Annotated in this window: 19 protein-coding genes; 8 read left to right on the forward strand and 11 right to left on the reverse strand. The window is 31.0% G+C overall.

Annotated elements, in window-relative coordinates:
* Positions 1 to 19 precede the first annotated feature (19 nt).
* A complete protein-coding gene (locus J418_RS0101565) occupies positions 20 to 1,783 on the reverse strand; it encodes an ASKHA domain-containing protein (protein ID WP_017894660.1) in 1,764 nt (587 codons plus the stop codon).
* 123 nt (positions 1,784 to 1,906) lie between these two features.
* Here J418_RS0101565 and J418_RS0101570 point away from each other — a divergent pair, with 123 nt between their 5' ends.
* Positions 1,907 to 3,757, forward strand: coding sequence for a YgiQ family radical SAM protein (locus tag J418_RS0101570; RefSeq protein ID WP_017753127.1), 1,851 nt, complete (start codon positions 1,907 to 1,909; stop codon positions 3,755 to 3,757).
* On the opposite strand, the gene J418_RS0101575 is transcribed toward J418_RS0101570, so the two are convergent.
* The 4 genes from J418_RS0101575 to J418_RS0101590 all read right to left on the reverse strand — a co-directional run bounded on the left by J418_RS0101575 (position 3,754) and on the right by J418_RS0101590 (position 6,735).
* On the reverse strand, positions 3,754 to 4,398 hold the full coding sequence (locus tag J418_RS0101575; protein ID WP_017753126.1) for a hypothetical protein: 645 nt from the start codon (positions 4,396 to 4,398) through the stop codon (positions 3,754 to 3,756). The genes J418_RS0101570 and J418_RS0101575 overlap by 4 nt on opposite strands.
* A gap of 63 nt (positions 4,399 to 4,461) precedes the next feature.
* The gene (locus J418_RS0101580; protein WP_017894661.1) at positions 4,462 to 5,361 is read right to left on the reverse strand and encodes a YegS/Rv2252/BmrU family lipid kinase; all 900 of its coding nucleotides are present in this window, start codon (positions 5,359 to 5,361) and stop codon (positions 4,462 to 4,464) included.
* Between the two features lie 210 nt (positions 5,362 to 5,571).
* The gene (locus J418_RS0101585) at positions 5,572 to 6,000 is read right to left on the reverse strand and encodes a CBS domain-containing protein (protein ID WP_017753124.1); all 429 of its coding nucleotides are present in this window, start codon (positions 5,998 to 6,000) and stop codon (positions 5,572 to 5,574) included.
* A gap of 72 nt (positions 6,001 to 6,072) precedes the next feature.
* Positions 6,073 to 6,735 carry a TVP38/TMEM64 family protein gene (locus tag J418_RS0101590; protein ID WP_017753123.1) on the reverse strand — a complete coding sequence of 221 codons (663 nt, stop codon included), beginning with the start codon at positions 6,733 to 6,735 and terminating at the stop codon, positions 6,073 to 6,075.
* Between the two features lie 271 nt (positions 6,736 to 7,006).
* Between J418_RS0101590 and pssA the strand changes: the two genes are divergently transcribed.
* On the forward strand, positions 7,007 to 7,528 hold the full coding sequence (gene pssA, locus J418_RS0101595) for a CDP-diacylglycerol--serine O-phosphatidyltransferase (RefSeq protein ID WP_017753122.1): 522 nt from the start codon (positions 7,007 to 7,009) through the stop codon (positions 7,526 to 7,528).
* Positions 7,529 to 7,545: 17 nt separating this feature from the next.
* Here pssA and J418_RS0101600 read toward each other — a convergent pair whose 3' ends face one another.
* Genes J418_RS0101600 through ppx form a run of 3 tightly spaced genes read right to left on the reverse strand, consistent with a single transcriptional unit; the run spans position 7,546 to position 10,110 of the window.
* On the reverse strand, positions 7,546 to 7,917 hold the full coding sequence (locus tag J418_RS0101600; protein ID WP_017753121.1) for a hypothetical protein: 372 nt from the start codon (positions 7,915 to 7,917) through the stop codon (positions 7,546 to 7,548).
* A gap of 36 nt (positions 7,918 to 7,953) precedes the next feature.
* Positions 7,954 to 8,553 carry a hypothetical protein gene (locus J418_RS0101605; protein ID WP_017753120.1) on the reverse strand — a complete coding sequence of 200 codons (600 nt, stop codon included), beginning with the start codon at positions 8,551 to 8,553 and terminating at the stop codon, positions 7,954 to 7,956.
* A gap of 54 nt (positions 8,554 to 8,607) precedes the next feature.
* On the reverse strand, positions 8,608 to 10,110 hold the full coding sequence (ppx, locus tag J418_RS0101610) for an exopolyphosphatase (RefSeq protein ID WP_017894662.1): 1,503 nt from the start codon (positions 10,108 to 10,110) through the stop codon (positions 8,608 to 8,610).
* 173 nt (positions 10,111 to 10,283) lie between these two features.
* Here ppx and J418_RS0101615 point away from each other — a divergent pair, with 173 nt between their 5' ends.
* Complete coding sequence (locus J418_RS0101615; protein ID WP_017894663.1) at positions 10,284 to 11,825, forward strand: Ppx/GppA phosphatase family protein; 1,542 nt, start codon at positions 10,284 to 10,286, stop codon at positions 11,823 to 11,825.
* A 13-nt stretch (positions 11,826 to 11,838) separates the two neighbouring features.
* Complete coding sequence (locus J418_RS0101620) at positions 11,839 to 13,968, forward strand: RNA degradosome polyphosphate kinase (RefSeq protein ID WP_017894664.1); 2,130 nt, start codon at positions 11,839 to 11,841, stop codon at positions 13,966 to 13,968.
* Between the two features lie 23 nt (positions 13,969 to 13,991).
* Here the strand turns inward: J418_RS0101620 and sdaAA are convergent, their stop codons facing one another.
* The 3 genes from sdaAA to J418_RS0101635 are packed head-to-tail and all read right to left on the reverse strand — an operon-like array spanning position 13,992 to position 17,113.
* A complete protein-coding gene (gene sdaAA / locus J418_RS0101625; RefSeq protein WP_017894665.1) occupies positions 13,992 to 14,864 on the reverse strand; it encodes an L-serine ammonia-lyase, iron-sulfur-dependent, subunit alpha in 873 nt (290 codons plus the stop codon).
* Position 14,865: 1 nt separating this feature from the next.
* On the reverse strand, positions 14,866 to 15,549 hold the full coding sequence (gene sdaAB, locus J418_RS0101630) for an L-serine ammonia-lyase, iron-sulfur-dependent subunit beta (protein ID WP_023625212.1): 684 nt from the start codon (positions 15,547 to 15,549) through the stop codon (positions 14,866 to 14,868).
* Between the two features lie 13 nt (positions 15,550 to 15,562).
* A complete protein-coding gene (locus J418_RS0101635) occupies positions 15,563 to 17,113 on the reverse strand; it encodes a nucleoside kinase (RefSeq protein ID WP_412778456.1) in 1,551 nt (516 codons plus the stop codon).
* Between the two features lie 74 nt (positions 17,114 to 17,187).
* On the opposite strand from J418_RS0101635, the gene J418_RS0101640 reads away from it, so the two are divergent.
* From J418_RS0101640 to J418_RS0101655, 4 genes are all read left to right on the forward strand, one after another.
* The gene (locus tag J418_RS0101640) at positions 17,188 to 17,868 is read left to right on the forward strand and encodes a YetF domain-containing protein (protein ID WP_017894667.1); all 681 of its coding nucleotides are present in this window, start codon (positions 17,188 to 17,190) and stop codon (positions 17,866 to 17,868) included.
* Positions 17,869 to 17,894: 26 nt separating this feature from the next.
* The gene (locus J418_RS0101645; RefSeq protein ID WP_017894668.1) at positions 17,895 to 18,275 is read left to right on the forward strand and encodes a DUF4363 family protein; all 381 of its coding nucleotides are present in this window, start codon (positions 17,895 to 17,897) and stop codon (positions 18,273 to 18,275) included.
* A gap of 186 nt (positions 18,276 to 18,461) precedes the next feature.
* On the forward strand, positions 18,462 to 19,394 hold the full coding sequence (gene fba, locus J418_RS0101650) for a class II fructose-1,6-bisphosphate aldolase (protein WP_017753111.1): 933 nt from the start codon (positions 18,462 to 18,464) through the stop codon (positions 19,392 to 19,394).
* Between the two features lie 149 nt (positions 19,395 to 19,543).
* Entirely contained in the window at positions 19,544 to 20,077 is a 534-nt protein-coding gene (locus J418_RS0101655; protein WP_017894669.1) for a class IV adenylate cyclase, read from the forward strand.
* The last annotated feature ends 2 nt before the right edge of the window (positions 20,078 to 20,079 follow it).

Consider the following 20,079-nt stretch of genomic DNA (forward strand, 5'->3'; position numbering starts at 1 on the left):
TATAATTTTATACCTACATTTAAAATGACATATTATCTATAAATTGTCTATTAAATTCATCATCCATTGATATATCAATGTTCTCTGCAATATCTATTATATGCTGCATATCTCTTTTTGTGTTCTTATTGAGCATATACTGTACAGCTCCTGATAATGAGCTATTACCTACAAGTTCAACCTTGCTGAGTATATTCTCAGGCACAAGTCCTATAGCTGCAGCATTTTTAAGATTAATTTTGCTTCCAAAACCTCCTGCTATGTATACTTTTTTTATTTCATCATAAGAACAATTAAACTTTTTTATTAAAATTTCAATTCCAGATCTTATAGCTGATTTGGCCATCTGAATTTCTCTTATATCCTTCTGTGTAAATACTATATCAACTTCATCTTCTTTGTCCCCAGTTATATTTATAAAACTATTTTTCAATTTGTTGTCATCAAATTTTCCAGTTTTGTCTATAATTTTATTTTTAAATAACTCTGCAGTTATATCGACAATTCCAGATCCACATATACCTAATGCAGGTTTATTGCCTATAGTATCATAATATATATTGTTTTTATCTATTTTTACTGAAGAAATAGCACCCCCTATACTTCCCACTCCATTTTCTATGTTTGCTCCTTCAAAAGCAGGTCCCGCTGCTGTAGAAGTACATAGTATTCTTTCCTTGTTTCCAAGAGCCATTTCTCCATTTGTACCTATGTCTACAAGCATGCATATATCCTCAGTTTTGCCAAAATCACATGCAGTAAGCCCACTTACTATATCAGCTCCAACATATGCAGAAATTGATGGCAAAACTGATACTTTGCAATTTAACATTCTACTTTTAAAGAGCTCATTAAATTCCATCTCCACAATATCGTTTGTTACAGTATTAAAAGGATATAATGCTATAGAATCACAAAACAGTCCCATTAGCAAATGCTGCATTACATTATTTGCAGAAATGCTCAACTCATATATTGATTGTCTCTTTATATTGGACTCATCAATCAATTTTTCTACACCTTCTATTATGTCATCTTTTACACATCTGCTTATTTCCTCCAGACTGTTTTCCATGCTGTATTGTATCCTGGACACTACATCTGCCCCAAATTGTCTTTGTGAATTCAGTAAAGATGTATAATTTATCTCCCTGCCTGAAGCAATATCTACAAGACTCATAACTATAGTTGTAGTACCAATATCTACCGCAATTCCATAGGTATTTGAGTCCTCCTTGTTATTAAATATATCAATAACCTGATCCTCACTGCACACCATATGAATTTGACTATCTTTATAGAAACTACAGTCTGCCTGCTTTACTGAACTTTCATTTATTAATGTGGATAATTTTCTAAGTGCCTTTAAAGTAAATTTATAATTGGTATTTAATTTTATATTTACACTTTCAGTTAGGCTTTTATTGCCCAGACTGTTTCTATCAATTTTAAGTGAAACCTTTTTAATTTCCGGATCTATGTCGACTTGATTCACCTTAAAATCCTTCAATACGGAAAAGCTCTGACTTTCAACTTTTGATAATGATATTGTACAATCATCCTCGGCATATGTCTGGCATGCTAGATAATCATTATTATTATTTTTAACTTTTGTATTTACTTTACCATCTATAAGGTGAATTTTGCATTTTCCACAGGTTCCATGTCCATTGCAGGGTGCAGATATCTTTATATTATTATCTATCAAATTTTCCAATATGGTCTTTTGGGAATTATATTTTATACTATATGTTTTATCATATTTTATAATCTTCAAATTCAACTTTATTTCTCCTCTCAATAGCCTGTATTCAGTATATCATAAGTTTATACATTTTTATTTGATTATGCTATACTGTATTAAGTTTACAAATAATATACAAAAATCTATCAAAAGGAGATTTTTATGAAATTAAATGATACATTTTTACCAATAAACAAGCAGGATATGAAGAATCAAAATATAGATCAGTTGGACTTTGTACTTATAACAGGGGATGCCTATATAGATCACCCATCTTTTGGAAGCGCCATAATATCCAGAGTGCTTGAGGATCAAGGCTTTACTGTGGGCATAATAGCTCAACCCAACTGGAAGAACACATCGGATTTTAAAAGACTTGGAAAACCCAAATTAGGTTTTTTAATAAACTCAGGAAATATTGATTCAATGGTAAACCACTATACTGCAGCCAAGAAGAAGCGACATAATGACCTGTATTCTCCTGGAGGGAAATCTGGATATAGACCGGATAGAGCTTTAATAGTATATTGCAACCGTGCAAAAGAGGCGTATAAAGATGTTCCCATAATAATAGGTGGCATCGAGGCCAGTTTAAGAAGATTTGCCCACTATGACTACTGGAGCAATAAAATAAGAAGAAGTATACTTCTAGATGCAAAAGCTGACCTTCTAATATACGGCATGGGTGAAAAAACTATAGTTCAAATGGCCAATTTACTTAAATATGGAATGAAAATTGAAAATATGACGGATGTAAAAGGTACAGTATATTCCTCAGGCAGTACAGATGGACTTGATAATTTTGTGGAAGTCCCTTCTTTCGAAGATATACTTAAAGACAAACTGTCTTATGGAGAAAGCTATAAGCTGGAATACTATGAACAGGATCCTATAAGAGGAAAAACTATTATTCAGAAACATGGAGATAAATATATAGTCCAAAATCCTCCTCAGATTCCCCTGACTCAAAAAGAAATGGATATGGTATACAATCTTCCCTACACAAGAACCTATCATCCAATCTATGAAAAGATGGGTGGTATTCCTGCAATAAACGAGGTTCAATTTTCAATAACAAGTCATAGAGGCTGCTATGGAGGCTGTTCCTTTTGTGCCCTGACTTTTCACCAGGGTAGAATTATACAAAATAGAAGTCAGGACTCCATAATTGATGAAGCAAAGCTTTTAACTACTTTAGATAACTTTAAAGGTTACATACATGATATAGGAGGGCCTACTGCCAATTTCAGGCACAGAGCCTGTAAAGTACAGGAAAATGCTGGGGTATGCAGGAACAGGCAGTGTTTATTTCCTTCACCCTGTAAAAATCTTATAATAGATCACAGTGAATATTTGAATCTTTTAAAAAAGACAAGAAAACTTCCTGGTATTAAGAAAGTATTTATACGTTCCGGAATAAGATATGACTATCTTATTGAAGATAAGCACAATGAAGCCTTCTTCGAGGAATTATGTGAATATCATATAAGCGGCCAGCTAAAAGTGGCGCCGGAGCACATAAGCGATAAGGTACTGCAACAAATGGGGAAACCAAAAATGTCTGTATACAACAAATTTGTAAATAAGTATAATGCTATAAATAAAAAACTGGATAAAAAACAATATCTAGTTCCATACCTCATGTCAAGTCATCCAGGTAGTGATTTAAATGCGGCTATAGAACTGGCGCTATATATAAAAAATATGGGATATATTCCAGAACAGGTACAGGACTTCTATCCTACTCCTGGAAGTCTGTCAACAACTATGTATTACACAGGTATAAATCCTCTTACAAATAAAAAAGTATATGTACCTAAAACACAGGAAGAAAAAAATATGCAGAGAGCACTCCTGCAGTTCTCAATACCTAAAAATTATAGATTAGTTAAGAAAGCGCTCATAGAAGCAGACCGCCGGGATCTCATAGGAAAAGGTCGCAATTGCCTTATACCTGAATTTATGCCAAAGAAAAACTTTAATAAAAATAAACGCCATAAAAAATTCAATTAATTGTTTTTTAATTTAGTAATACCATAAATACAGGTTATAATAAAGCAAAGGTCACCAAATATATTTTCCGGAAAAAAACTTATATTTATGATAGTTGCTAAATATTCCAATATAGTTATGAATGCAGAAAATGCAAGCATATATAATCCTATTTTATTTACATGGGGTTTTCCAGAAAAAACAATACTGAGAAATAATAAAGCTGTATTAAATATTATGTATATCCAATATACAATCATATTGTTTTCAAATACCATATTATAGCCAAAACCACTAATATCCCTAGTTACGCATGAAAGATTAATCATTCCAAAAATATAGGCTATGATTACAGCAGCAGAAAATAAAAACACATAATTAAAATTTATATTGTTCCTTCTTAAAAACACATAGCCTATAATGAATACAATTATAGGTATACCAATAAAATTTAAAAAATAAGTAATTTTTAACATGTATAAATTCAAAATACTGTAAGATACAAGCATTTTAAAAACACATATATATCTGGCTAGCATCAATGCAATTGCAATACTTCCCAGTATTCTTATTTTTTTAGGTGAAAACTTAATTATATAAATTGAATAAAATAAAAGTACAAGTATAATAGGCAGTATAAAAATATAAATATTAAATAGCATAATTCAACCTCGCTTCATATTGCTATATTTATATTTACTATAACTGCCAAATTTATATTACTATTATTTTATTATTTGTGGATTATTTATTCCAAGAACCTGTATTCCGTGTTTTACACACTCTATGGATAATGGAAAATCCGGGCCTCTTTCTCCATCTATATCAGTCACTATACCCTCATCACATTCAATTTCCAATTTATTAGCCTTAAAATATACGAGCCCAGGAGTATTTTCAAGATGGTCTCCTCTTATCATTTTTATAAAGATGGTTATTATATCCTTTATCACTACTGCTTTTACTATGATAACATCCAGCATACCATCATCTATTTCCGCCTTATATGCAAATTTAAGATTGCCTGCAGTCTGTCCGTTAAATACCATAAATAGATACATATTACCATCAAATACTGCATCTTCCGATTTAACCTTGACCTTTATATTCCTCAAGCTGGGAAGTTGTTCCAATCCTTTGACATAATAGGCAAGTTTACCTATAGTATTTTTCAAATTTATATCTATCTTTTGAGATACGTCTGTAAAAAGTCCTGCACTAGCTACATTTATAAAATACTTGTCATTTATTTTTCCAATATCCACAGACTTAGGACTACTATTCAGTATCTGCTCACAGGCGGATTTTATTTTGTGAGGCATACCTATGAATTTTGCAAAGTCATTAGCAGTTCCTACAGGTAATATCGCTATAGGTATATTTATATTTAATTTTTTCATATGATTTACTACATTGTCTACTGTTCCATCTCCACCTGCTATGAGCACATATTTATAAGTCTCATCAATTTCCTTAAGTGTTTCTTCAATACTATAATCTGAACCTATTCTAAAAGGCATTACTTCATAACCATATTTTTGATGAATCATAATAACGTTATCTATATTGGATATTATATTGCTTTCACCCGAATACGGATTATAAATAAATTTTACTTTATTCATAAAACTTCCCCTACTTCCAAATAAAGTTTAATTGTTGTTAGTTCAAAATTAACTATTATATTATATCATTTTATGTAATAAATTCACAAGATTATCAAAATCATCTTGTTTTTATACCAAAAAAGAGTTGTTTCAATATACAAAATATTTCTGTATTGAAACAACTCTCGCAAAATACAAGTTCAGTTTAATATACTAAACTTTAAATTTTTAGAATACAGACCCACTTGTTTCTGAAATACTGCTAAGTGCACCCTGTGCCTCATGATCGCATTTGGGCTCTACTGCCAGGTCTCCAAGTGCAATTACTCCAACTAAATTTCCGTTTTCAACAATAGGAAGTCTTCTTATCTGTCTCTCACTCATTATTCTAGATACATCATGAATATCCATATCTGGAGATCCAGTTACAGGATTTGAAGACATTATATCTCTTACGACCTTAGTTTTTGAATTCTGACCTTCTGCTGAGGATCTTATAGCTATATCTCTATCTGTTATTATACCTACTACTTTGTTTTCCTCACATACAGGAACAGAACCTATATTGTACTCTTTCATAAGTTCAGCCGCTCTTTCTATAGTATCATTTACATTTAAACTTACTACAGATTTGGTCATTATATCCCTTATCTTCATTTACAATCACCTCTCCAAATTAGTTTACAGGCTTATTATATGTGTTATTTCAATTTTCTTACCTGTAAATTATTAGATGTTTTTTATCCTCTTTCTTAATGCTATTGCAATTATTACTACAATTACCAGCAATAGTATTGGGAGAATGAATTTTATGGAAAATGGATGTTCTATATTTTTTCCCATAAATGAATATGTAATCATTTCAGGAAATATTCCTATGAGAGTCCCAAGAATAAAATCCCTGTATTTCATTTTGCTAAGACCACTTGCATAACTTAAAGGATCAAACGGGAATACAAAACTTAACCTCATCATAGTCATTATCTTAAAACCATATTTTTCTATATTATTGTCCAGTTTTAAAGCTTTACCACGCAAAACTTTATCCACAAAGGTTCTTCCAAAAAATCTGGCAAGAAAAAAGGCTACAGTGGCAGATCCAAAACAGCCTATCATGCTCAATATGGCAGCCACATAAGGTCCATATATGCTTCCTGCTAAAATAGACATGAGGGAAGAAGGTATTATAAATAGAACAGGTTTAAAAGAATATATAATTATAAATATAAATACAGAAAACTTGCCGTAACTCTGTATATAGTTTCTAAGTTTATGTAATCTTAAATGACGTAAGCTTTTACCATATTTAAATAATATGTATATTACAACAACTGATAGTATGGCCAAGAATGTGTATTTTATGATTTGATTTTTTTTAATTTTATTTTCCATAAACTAACTCCTATAATAAATTTTAAGTTTAATTTCATAATATATTATAGCAAATAAACCCTTCTCATATTATATTATAAGTCTTTTAATTACAAATAATTCTATAGATTACTTATAAAGGTTAACAAAAAATTAATAAGTTTTTTACCAAATTGTATTACTCTTATTCAAAAATTAGTTTATAATGAATCTATATCATTAAGGCGTAAGATGTTGGAATTATGTTTATTTTTAAATTTTAAAGATTTTTATTTTATAAGGAGTGGTTATTTTGGCTAAAATAGCTAAAAGTTCCGTACCTAATGCGTTTACACTTGCAAATCTTGCTTGCGGTATAATATCGGTTTTAATGTCTTTTCAAGAGGATTATGTATTAGGTGGAATTTTTATTTTACTTGCCTGTTTAGCGGATAGATATGATGGCAGAGTAGCCAGATATTTAAATGTATCCAGTGAACTAGGGAAGGAATTGGATTCACTTGCGGACTTGGTATCCTTTGGTGTTGCACCTTCAATTTTAATATTCAATATATATCATTTTTCAAGTTTGGGAATATTGGGTTATATAATGGTTCTTGTGCTGCCATTGTCAGGAGCATATAGATTGGCTAGATTTAATGTAACTGAATTCGATGGAAAGTTTTTTGGTATTCCTATAACCTTTGCAGGTATGTTTGTAGCAATATTTTGTCTAATTACAATGAGACGTCCCATTCATATTGAGTTTGCTTTATTAATAGTTATATTACTGTCTTATCTTATGGTTTGTAATAAAAGATTTAAGAAATTTTAATAGGTGCAGATTAATTCTCACCTATCTTTTTTATCATCATCTTCATCTAAGTCTTCATCAATTTCATTTAAATACAATTCTTCATCAATTTCATTTTCCATGTACTCCATTTTTATTTTCCCCTTGATTAATTCAGAACGAATTCTACAATAATTGGTATAGCATCCGCTGGATTTATTTAATGCATTTATTATTTCATCAATAGTGTTTCCCAACTTATTCACTCTATCTATAGCAGCTTTTACATCCTTTTTATGTGCCAATGCTACTGTATTCAGTTCACTAGCCCCTCCAATCAACAATCTGTATGAGTTGGTAAGTTTTCCGAGCATATCTGACAAGTTGTTTATATCACAGTAGTAACCCTCAATTATTTTTCTATGAGACATTTTAAATCACCCTTTTTAACCCTTATAATATTAAAATTAATGATAAGTAACCTGGGGCTCTAATCGAGCTTGTATCTTAAATATTTTGTTAAAAAGCTGATTTTTTATATTAAATCTTACAAGGGTTCTTTGAAAATCATTACTTTTTATATAAAAAATTAAATTCTGATCTGTAACTGAAATGCTATTTAATACATTATTAAATTTATGTTTGTGATCAAGTGCATCTGAAATTCTGAGTATAGATATTAAAATTTTCAATTTATCTTGTATATTCTCATTGTAGAGCTTAATACTTTTATCTATACTTTTTCTATGACTTGAAGATATTATAGATAAATAGTGTCTTAAATCATCTGGTATTACATCAAATTCCGAATCTGTCAAAATTATATATCGTGTATGTTTATGGTGTTTATTTTTACTTATAAAGCACCCTATATCATGTAAAAGTGAACTACAGCACAAAAGATTTTTATATGAATCGGTAAGATTGTGTATATGTTTGGTCTTGTCAAATACTGCCATGGCAAACGAAGCTATTTTTATTTCATGATCCATTGTTTTATCTGCATTGTATTTTTCTGCAACATAAATTGCAGACTGAAAACTTAAATAATTATATATATCAAGCATAAAAAATCTCCCATTACATAATTTATACATTATATGATGAAAGATTTTTATTTATTATTCTATAATCAATCTTCTGCCAAATGCCTTTTCAAAAGTGTCCCTATAATTCTCAATTGAATTTATCTCAATAGATGGCTTTTGTTCTGAAACCAGCTTCAAAATTATATCTTCACCTTCTACATTAATAGTTATGTCCAATATATTGTTATCCATTGCCCTATCTAATCCTCTGGCTACATGTAGCACGGCAGACATCTTTTGCACTGTCAATATATCCTCATATGTAATCATGCTTTCAAAATAACTTGAATTCTTAATTTTATCTTCTTCAAAATTCAAGACTGTAAATGCAGCCATGATCTGCTCCCTATGGGTCAATCCATTTATCCTAAGGTCCCTCATAATTGAAAATGAATATTTTTCACTGTTGTCAAATCCAACAAATCTTCCACAGTCATGTAAATAACATGCAGTTTTTAATATTCTTGAATTCTCTTCCTTAAAATCAGTATTATTCAAAAGAGGTTTGCTTAATTTATTACACATTTTCCAAACCTGTTCTACATGAATTTTATTTAGTGAAAATTTATTTATTATATTATTCAACGAAAAGTTCAATATGTCTTTAATGATAATAGGATAATCATTGATCAATTTTCTGTAAAGCACACCCTGACGTATTCCATTTTGGCTTATTATTACTTTTTTAGACTTACAATATTTTATAATGGCTATAATAGATATCATGGCACCTAAGAATATATCTGCCCTTTCCTTTGATATGCCCTTAACTTTTTTGTATTGGGATATTTCTCTGTATTTTAATAAATCATATATATCTATAATCTGTTTTGAAGACATTCTATAATTATGTAGATTATTTATAGGATAATCATACTTGTTTCTATGGACTTTAGCCATAGTTCTAAAACTTCCCCCTATACCTACAATAGGCATACCTTTTGCATTCTTGAGCCATACTATAGATTTAAAAGTATCATTTAGGAACTTATTCATTTCCTTTAATCTTTTATCAGTGCTTCCACTAAAAGATAAGAATTTATCTGTAAGTGTAATCGCACCCATTGGAATACTTATGGAATTCTGTATTTCCCTGTCTTTAACCATTATAAATTCAGTACTACTTCCCCCTATGTCCATAAGGAGTGCGGAATTTACATCTATACTGTTTATTGCTCCAAGATAATCATGGTATGCCTCTTCATCCCCAGTTAACACCCTTATGTCAATTCCAAAGCTATTTTTTACTCTTTCCAAAAACTCTCTTTGATTGCTGGCTTTTCTAACCGCTTCTGTGGCTACTGCAATAATTTCACTAACTTCATTTGAATCACATAATCGTTTGAACTTGGATAATGCCTCCATTGCCATTTCTATTCTAGTTTCACTTAAGCAACTATCCGTGGTCATATCCTTTCCCAGCCGAACAGTTGATTTAAGTTCATCTACAACTTCATAGTACTTATCTTCACAAAGTTTCACAATAAAAACTCGCATGGAATTTGACCCAATATCTATTATACCCAATTTACTCATACAAACACTCCCTGTATAATAAGTTTAATAGCTACTATATTATAAATGATTTTACTAATACTTATTAAAAAAAGCAACTAAATGTTAATATATCGTTAATTTAAGTTTGTTACTTGAAAAAATACTGTATAATTTAAATATGGATTACAATACTAATAAATAGGGTGATACATATGATAAACAATGGTTCCAGCCAAACAGCAGCATCTATAGATGTAGGTTCAAACTATTTGAGAATGATGATTGCAGATATAAACAACAATAGTGACATAAGTATACTTGATGATATAATAAAACCTGTAAAAATAGGAAAAGATACTTTTTCACATGGGCGGATTTCTGTAGAAACCATTCATGAGACCTGTAATATCTTAAAGAGCTTTGCACTTCTAATGAAAGAATACAAAATAAAGAATTATAAAGCTGTTTCTACCAGTGGAATCAGAGAAGCTGAAAACAAACAGTACATACTGGAACAAATTCACTTGAGAACTGGAATTGAAGTTGAAAGTATAAATATATCACAAGAACGATTTTATATTATGAAAGCTCTTAGATATAATACAGCAAATACAGACCTTTTTGATATGAAAACAAGTTTGGTTACAAATATAACAACAGGAGCTGTAGAAGCATCAATTTTTAAGAACGGAAAACTGAAATTTACAGAGCATGCTCAAATAGGTTCATTGAGGCTAAGTGAACTTCTTGAAGGCCTACAGCATACAAATGCCAATTTTATAGATTTGATGGAACAATATATAGACAGCAAACTCTACTGGTCAAAGTCAAATATTGGTAATATGACTATTAAAAATTTTATAGCCTTGGGAGGAGAACTTACCTCTATAATAAAATTAATTGGAATAGAAAATAAGAATAGTATTCCTAGAAATACCATATCCAGAAAAAACTTTAATGACCTATATAATAAACTCAAAGATATGAGCAGCGACCAGATTAGATTCAAATATGGTCTAAGCAAGAAAAAAATAGATCTTTTAATACCTACTATATTAATATTCTATAGTTTTCTAAATATGACGGAATCCAAAGTAATATATACACCTAATATAAATTTAAGATTGGGTGTAATTCTGGATCTGGCTGATAACATTTTTCATTTTCAAAGAAGACAGTTTTCACTAAATGATATATTAAGTTCAACATTGTATTTATCAGATAAATATAAAATAGATAAAGTCCATGCAGACTATGTAGAAAAGATATCCATGTCCATATTCGATCAGACTCCCAAAATACATAAATTAGGCCCTAGAGAACGTCTATACTTGCAAATTGCAAGCAAACTGCATGACATAGGAAGCTTTATAGATATAGTAGATCATGAAAATCAATCCTATAATATAATAAGTTCTCAAGATATAATGGGATTTTCGGACAGGGAACTTCTTATAATTGCAAATATAACAAGATATCATTCCAGTACTATACCTGATGATAACCATTATAATTATTTCATTCTAAGCTATAGGGATAAAATGGTTGTTTCAATGTTATCCGCCATATTAAAATTATCAGAAGCGCTTGATGTATCTCATCTACAAAAAATTCAGAGCATAAAGCTTGTTCTAAAAAATAATATGCTTTATTTTAATATTACTTCAAATGATGATTTAGGTCTTGAAGAATGGAATTTTAACAAAAGAGCCAATTTCTTTGAGGAAGTTCTAGGCGTCAAACCCATAATATAAAGGAGGACCTAACATGAATAAATTTAAGCGGCACGAAAATTTTATAAATAGAGAATTAAGCTGGATAGAATTTAACAAGAGGGTTCTTGAAGAATGCAGGAATACAAATCATCCACTTTTTGAAAGGCTTAGATTTATAGCTATTACCAGTTCAAATTTAGATGAATTTTTTATGGTTAGAGTAGGTTCTCTTCTAGATCAGATAAAAGTAGGATTTACTAAAACTGATCCTTCGGGAATGACTCCAAAACAGCAACTGAGCGAAATATGCAAAAGTACTGCCAAATTGGTAAACAGCCAGTGCAACTATTTTAACCGTTCCCTTAAGATAGCTCTTGGAAGGGAAAATATAAATTTTTTGACTATAAAAGATTTAAATCGAGAACAACTTGACTATATTCATGATTATTACTATAAAAATATTTTTCCTGTAATAACTCCAATGTTAATAGATAGAAGCACTTCATTTCCATTAATTTTGAACAAAAGCTTGAATATAGGTTTAATAATAGAAGAAAACGATGAAAAGACCTTTGCTACAGTGGAAGTACCTTCAGTACTTGATAGAATAATAAAAATACCTTCGGATTCTGGCCTAAATATAATAATGCTGGAAGATATACTGAAATTAAATCTTTCTTCACTATTTGGTACTTCAAAAATACTGGCTTCAGGTTGCTATAGGATTACACGAAATGCAGACTTAACCTTGGATGAAGAAGGCGCCGAGGATCTGCTGGAAGCCATAGAAGAGTCTATAAAACAGCGTAAATGGGGTGCAGCAGTAAGGCTTGAAGTAGAACATGGAATGGATAGCGATATTTTAAGTATTCTTGAAAAGGAACTTGAAATAACAAAAGAACAGGAGTATAAAATAAATACTCCCCTTGATCTGTCTTTTCTAAATAAATTAATCAACAACAAAGAATATGAGCGTTTATGTTACAAACCTATAAAACCATATAATCCTTTAAAGTATATTGATGATGAAGATATATTCGACACTATATCAAAAAAAGATATACTTCTGCAGCACCCTTATGAATCATTCGACCCAATTGTAAATCTCGTGAGACAATCTGCCAAAGATCCTTCTGTACTTGCCATAAAACAGACATTGTACAGGGTAAGTGGCAATTCTCCTATAATAAAAGCCTTAATTGCTGCTGTTGAAAATAAAAAACAGGTTACAGTTCTGGTGGAATTAAAGGCACGATTTGATGAAGAGAATAACATAAACTGGGCAAAACAACTTGAAGAAGCTGGATGCCATGTAATTTATGGACTTGTAGGCCTTAAAACCCACTGCAAACTTCTCCTTATAGTCAGGAGAGAAAAAAATGGTATAAAAAGATATGTTCACATGGGTACGGGAAATTATAATGATGTAACAGCAAAAATATATACGGATATAGGTCTTTTATCTTCGAATCCATACTATGGTGAAGATGCTTCCATGATATTCAATATGCTAAGTGGAAGATCCATTCCAAAAGATTTGAAAAAATTGTGCATAGCTCCACTAAATTTAAGAGAAAGATTTTTATACCTAATAGATCAGGAGACTAAAAATGCAAAAATTGGCAAGCCTGCAAAAATAGTCGCCAAGATGAATTCAATTGTAGACAAAGAAATAATTCAAAACCTGTATAAGGCATCCTCTGCAGGAGTTAAAATTCAATTGATTGTACGGGGGATTTGCTGCCTCAAGCCAAAAATTCCTCAAATAAGTGACAATATAACTGTAATCAGTATAGTTGGAAGATTTCTCGAGCACAGTAGAATATTTTATTTCTACAATGAAGGTGAGGAACTCATATATCTCTCCAGTGCAGATTGGATGAATAGAAACCTTGACAGAAGAGTGGAACTTCTATTTCCAATTGAAAATATAGAGATTAAAGAAAAGATCAAACGCACTTTAAGAATTTACTTAAAGGACACATTAGGGGCAAAACAATTAAATAATGATGGAACTTATTCAAGAATAGATAAAAGAGGCAAAAAACCCCTTGATAGCCAGGAAACATTCTATCAGTACAGTTTAATAGAAAATGATAAACACTCCAGTTTAGAAAAGACAAAAATTTCAAAGACAAAATGGAGGGAAGAAGGTTTTAAAGTAAAACAAAATCAAGATTAAAAAACAAAGGAGATTAAGTTTTCTTAATCTCCTAATACTTCTTCTTTCAACTTTAATCCTGTTTTTGTTACTGCAAGTCCTCCCATTGCAGTTTCCCTGAGTTCACATGGCATGTGCCTGCCTACCTCATATAAAGCCGAAACTGCATCATCAAAGGGAATCTTGCTATATACACCTGCCATTACCATATCTGCAGTAGTAAGTGCACTTACAGCTCCTGAAACATTTCTTTTGGCACATGGTATTTCCACAAGACCTGCTACAGGATCACAAACCAATCCAAGTATATTTTTTATAACTATAGCTGCTGCACTAAGGCACATTTCCGGAGTTCCACCCATCATTTCAACTACAGCTGCAGAAGCCATGGCAGCTGCTGAACCACATTCAGCCTGACATCCCCCTTCTGCTCCAGCAAGAGTCGCATTTTTAGCTATCAAAACCCCAATACAGCTTGAAGTAAAAAGAGCCCTAACCAGATCATCTTCGCTTTTATCGAGTTTCTCCCCTGCACTTATTATAACTGCAGGTAAAATTCCACAGGAACCGGCTGTAGGTGCAGCAACTATCTTTCCCATAGCTGCGTTTACTTCAGAAGATGAAATTGCCCTTGCCATGGCTTTTACCATAAACTCTCCAGTTAATGTATCTGATTTTTTCAAATAAGTATTTAACCTGTATGCATCCCCTCCTATAAGACCGCTTACAGACTTCAAACTCTTATTTAATCCATATTCAGAAGATTGCTGCATGACCTTCAAATTTTTTCTCATGCTTTCAAAAACTTTGTATTCGTCAATTTCAAATGATCTTGCCTCTTCCTGAAGTGCATATTCCCATATCTTAATATGGTTTTTTTTACATACATCTATAAGTTCACTACCATAATTAACCATGTTATTCCTCCTCTTTTACAGGATTTATCGCTATAGCATCTTTTATATGTGGAATTTCGTTTATACATTGTATTAGATTTTCAGGAACCACATTATCTACTTCCAAAACCATAAATGCATTGGAGCCTTTTCCACTGGTCCTGTAAACTCTCATAAAAGCTATATTTATATCATTTTTATATAGCACATCACATACTTTTTTTATCATTCCAGGCATATCATAATGCCTTATGACTATAGTAGGGTAATTTCCTGTAAATTCCACCTTATTTCCGTTTATCTCGTTTATAACTATATTTCCTCCACCAATTGAAGAACCAACTAGCTCTGTTTTATTTCCATCCTCTTTAGTTATGACAAATTTCACTGTATTTGGATGTACATTTCCTAGATCAGTTTCTATGAATTTAATGTCTATACCCTTTTCCTTTGCTATACTCATTGAATTTCTCAAGTTTTCATCCCATGGATTCATTCCAAGTATTCCTGCAACCAAAGCTTTATCTGTTCCATGTCCCTTATAGGTTTTGGCAAATGAACCATGAAGATAAAACTCTACTGCTGAAATTTTTCCATCAGCTATGGTTCGTGCAACTTTTCCAAGTCTTGCCGCTCCTGCTGTATGAGAACTGGATGGACCTATCATTATAGGACCTAAAATATCAAAAACACTGTATTCTCTCATATTATCCCCTCTTTTAGTTATAAAAGCAGCTTCCACCTATAAATTCCCTGAGTATCGAATTTTCAGGCACATATTTTCCATCTAAATTTTTAAAAAATTTAAGAAAATTTATCAGCCTAACAGCTTCACAGTAGACACTGCTGCTCTTTTTGATTTTCCTTAGTTCCTTTAAAGCATATTTTTTTAAAACACATAATTCATATACTAATGTAGAATTAAACATAACATCTGCATTTTCTTGAAACACAAATATATTCTTTTCTTCTCCTCTTTTTACTGATGGCCACATTTTCAACGTATCTTCTGCACTATATCCCCTGAACAGGTGGTCTCTTACTATCCTTCTTATTATTCTCACATCCGTAGTAGATATTCTAGTATGATTGTCTAAGTTTAATTGAGTAAGGGCACTTATATATATCTTAAATTTATTTTCTTTAGGTATGGATGAAGTTAATTTTTCATTTAACCCATGGATTCCCTCTATAACAATCAATCCATTCTCAGGCAGAGAAACTTTTTTCCCATTCCACTTCTTTGTTCCAGTTTTAAAATCAAAAGTGGGAAGCTGTACTTCCTTTCCCTCCATAAGAATGCTTAAATCTCTATTAAACAATTTAAGGTCCAATGAATTTATAGATTCAAAATCATAATTGCCATTTTCATCTTTAGGGGTATATTGCCTGTCCAAAAAATAGTCGTCTAGAGATATTGGCAAAGTAGAATATCCATTTACTCCAAGCTGAATGGCCAGCCTCTTTGAAAAAGTAGTCTTTCCAGAGGAACTTGGTCCTGCTATTAATACAACCTTTACTGACTTATTTTCGTGTATCATATCCGCAATACTGGCAACTTTTTTCTCGTGAAGGGCCTCCGATACTCCAACTATATAAGAGATATCATTATTCTTAATTTTATCGTTCAAACTACCTGTATTGGATATCCCAAGCAAATTAAGCCATTGTTTTGTTTCTCGAAATATATTATTAAGTTTTTTATAGTCCTCAAGCTTTGGTATGGCTACACTATTGTTTCCATCAGGATATATAAGCAAAAATCCTGAATTATAATATACAAGATCAAATAATTGTACTTTACCCGTGGATTCAGCTGTATTTCCATAAAAATAATCATATGTGCCATCTAATTCATATAAATATAAATAAGCTACATCTAAATCATTTAACAAATTTACCTTATCAATCATATTATATTTTGTGAAAATGCCCATAGCTTCATTCTTGCCAACTTTTATTTTATTTATAGGTATGTCCTTATCTATTATTTCCTTCATTCTATTTTTTATCTTCATTACATCCAATTCATTTAACGGTGTATTCTTGCTTATTTCACCAAATACACCCCTACCTAAGGAATGTTCTATAGTCAATTTTGAATTTTTAAACACATCATAAACAGCTTTAATTAATACAAACTGCAATGTTATCTCATAGGATCTATTTACCATAATCTTGCTGGATTTGCTGCTGCATATTATTTCAGATCTCAATTCGCTCACTTTACCACCTTCTTGAATTTGTTCTGTACTAATATTATACGTCATATTTATATATAATTGTTCTAATTTTACTTATATTTTTAGCATTAATGCAAAACATAATTACAGAGGTGATTTTTGTGCTTATCGTACTTTTTAGAGCAATATTACTATATATAATTGTAGTAATTTCCATGAGGCTTATGGGCAAAAAACAAATAGGGGAGATGGAGCCTTTTGAACTGGTAATAGCTATTATGATATCTGAACTTGCGTCTTTACCAATGCAGGATACAAGAATTTCTTTAATGAGAGGTATAATTCCTATAATCACACTTTTATTTCTTCAAGTTCTCTTTGCTATTTTAGAACTAAAAAGTGAAACTGTCAGATTAATCTTCAGTGGAAAACCAAGCATACTTATAAATAAGGGAAATTTGAACTTTGAGGCCCTTTCAAAGGAAAAATTCAATTTAAATGACCTACTGGAAGAATTGAGACTTCAAGGTTATTACAATATATCAGATGTAGAATATGCAGTTCTTGAAACAAGTGGAAAGATTTCAATAATACCAAAGACAAATATGGAGCCAGTTACCAAAGAAGATCTTCAGATTAAAACTACCCAGGATAAATTACCCACAACACTAATATTAGATGGTAAAATAAATTTTGAAAATTTACACAAGATAAATAGGAATAAAAATTGGCTTGGAAATATGCTTAAAAAAAATAATATCAATTCTCCTAGGGAAATCCTAATAGCAATGATGGATTCCAAAGGCAAATTTTTTTACCAAAGAAAAAATACCCGAAATTAAAATTTTACAGAATGGGAGATGATAAATTGAAAAGTTCTATAACCTCTATCTCTATATTTATAATAATGGTATTGTTTATAGTGTTTTCTGTACATTATTTAAAAATTATAGACTCTAAACTTATTTATTCCAGCAACCAGATAGAAAAATCACTAGACTCAAATTCCTTTGATAAGGCCGATGACTTCTTGAAACAGTTCAAAATTAATTGGAACAAATATTCAAATAAGATGACTCTGTTTACAAACAACAATGAAATAGACGATATAAACCTTGAACTTTCAGAATTGAGTCAACATATAAGATTCAAAAATAAGGAAGAAGCCCTTGTATCCATAAACTCCATAAGAAACATAATTAATAGCATAAGTGATATGGAAAGATTAAGTTTACAAAACATTTTTTAAAATAATTATACTGTTCACAAAGCCCATAAAATAATTTATAATTAAACTATAGAAAATAATATCCTTATGGATTATAATATAATTGTAGATTAACATTAGAGTCCCAGTGGGACTTATGTTGCCCCACGAGGGATGAATATACAATATATATTTTTTAAAATAAAATTTTCGAAGGGTGGAATAAAAATGGCACTAGTCACTACAAAAGAAATGTTCAAAAAAGCTTATGCAGGAAAATACTCTATAGGTGCTTTCAATATCAACAACTTAGAAATACTTCAGGGAGTTGTTAACGGTGCAAAGGCTAAAAATTCAGCTGTTATAGTACAATGTTCATCAGGTGCAATAAAATATGCTGGCCCAAAATACTTACAGGCAATGGTTAAAACTGCAGTTGAGGAAACTGGAATAGACCTGGCTCTACATTTGGATCATGGTCCTGATTTGGATACTGTTAAATTATGTGTAGAAAATGGATTTACATCAGTTATGTTTGACGGATCACATTTTGATTATGATGAAAATGTAGCAAAAACAAAAGAAGTAGTAGATTATGCTCATGCTCATGGAGTAGTAGTAGAAGCAGAACTTGGAGTTTTAGCAGGAGTTGAAGATGATGTATCTGCAGCTGAACACATCTATACTGATCCAGACCAAGCTGTAGACTTTGTAGGAAAAACAGGAATCGATTCATTGGCAATAGCTATTGGAACATCCCACGGAGCATTTAAATTTCCACCAGACTTTAAACCATCCTTAAGATTTGATATACTAGAACAGGTACAGGAAAAATTACCTGATTTCCCAATAGTTCTTCATGGAGCTTCAGCTGTTGACCCAGAAGCTGTTGCTACTTGTAACAAATATGGTGGAAATATAGCAAATGCAAAGGGTATACCTGTTGATATGCTTAGAAAAGCTTCATCCATGGCTGTATGTAAAATAAACATGGATACTGATTTAAGATTAGCTATGACTGCTGCCGTAAGAAAAACATTTGGAGATAGTCCTGAAGTATTTGATCCAAGAAAATATTTAGGAGCAGGAAGAGACTATATACAACAAGTTGTAGAGGGTAAAATAGACAACGTATTAGGCTCAGCTAATTCACTAAACTAGCTTATTTAGTTAAACCCCATTTAACTAAAATAATAAAAACTTATATTTTACAAAATTAATCCCAATACTAAGTATCGGGATTAATTTATTTTTATGATAAATATATGATATAATTCAAAATAACAATAATTTTAAAGGTAGTTGATATAATGCGGGAATTTGAAACCAGAATAATTAAAATTGATGTTAAAAATATAAAAAGCATATTAAAATCTGCAAATGCATCAAAAGTTAAAATGGAGAATCAAATAAACAATATATATGATTTTGAAGATAAACGTTTAATAAACCATGGAGGTTATGCTAGAATAAGAATAGTGGAAAATATACTCAATAATTCAACCGAGTACTATATGACTACAAAGAAGATTATAAGTCAGGACAAATATAAAGTAATGGATGAAAATGAAATTAAGATATCTAATGGAGAAGTTGGAAAAAAGATATTCGAATCTCTAGGACTTAAACTTCAACAATCCATAAAAAAGAGCAGGGAAAGTTATAAATATAAAAATAGTCTCATAGAAATAGACATAAATGATACATCGTTTTGCCCTTTTCCCTATATAGAGATTGAGACAAAATCAGACGATGAACTTTCTGAAATAGTAAATCTTCTTGGCTATACAATGGATGATACAACTTCAGATACTATATATGAAATTTTAAAGCATGAGAGGTAGAC

The sequence above is a fragment of the Clostridium tyrobutyricum DSM 2637 = ATCC 25755 = JCM 11008 genome (genome assembly GCF_000359585.1).
GTDB lineage: Bacteria > Bacillota > Clostridia > Clostridiales > Clostridiaceae > Clostridium_B > Clostridium_B tyrobutyricum.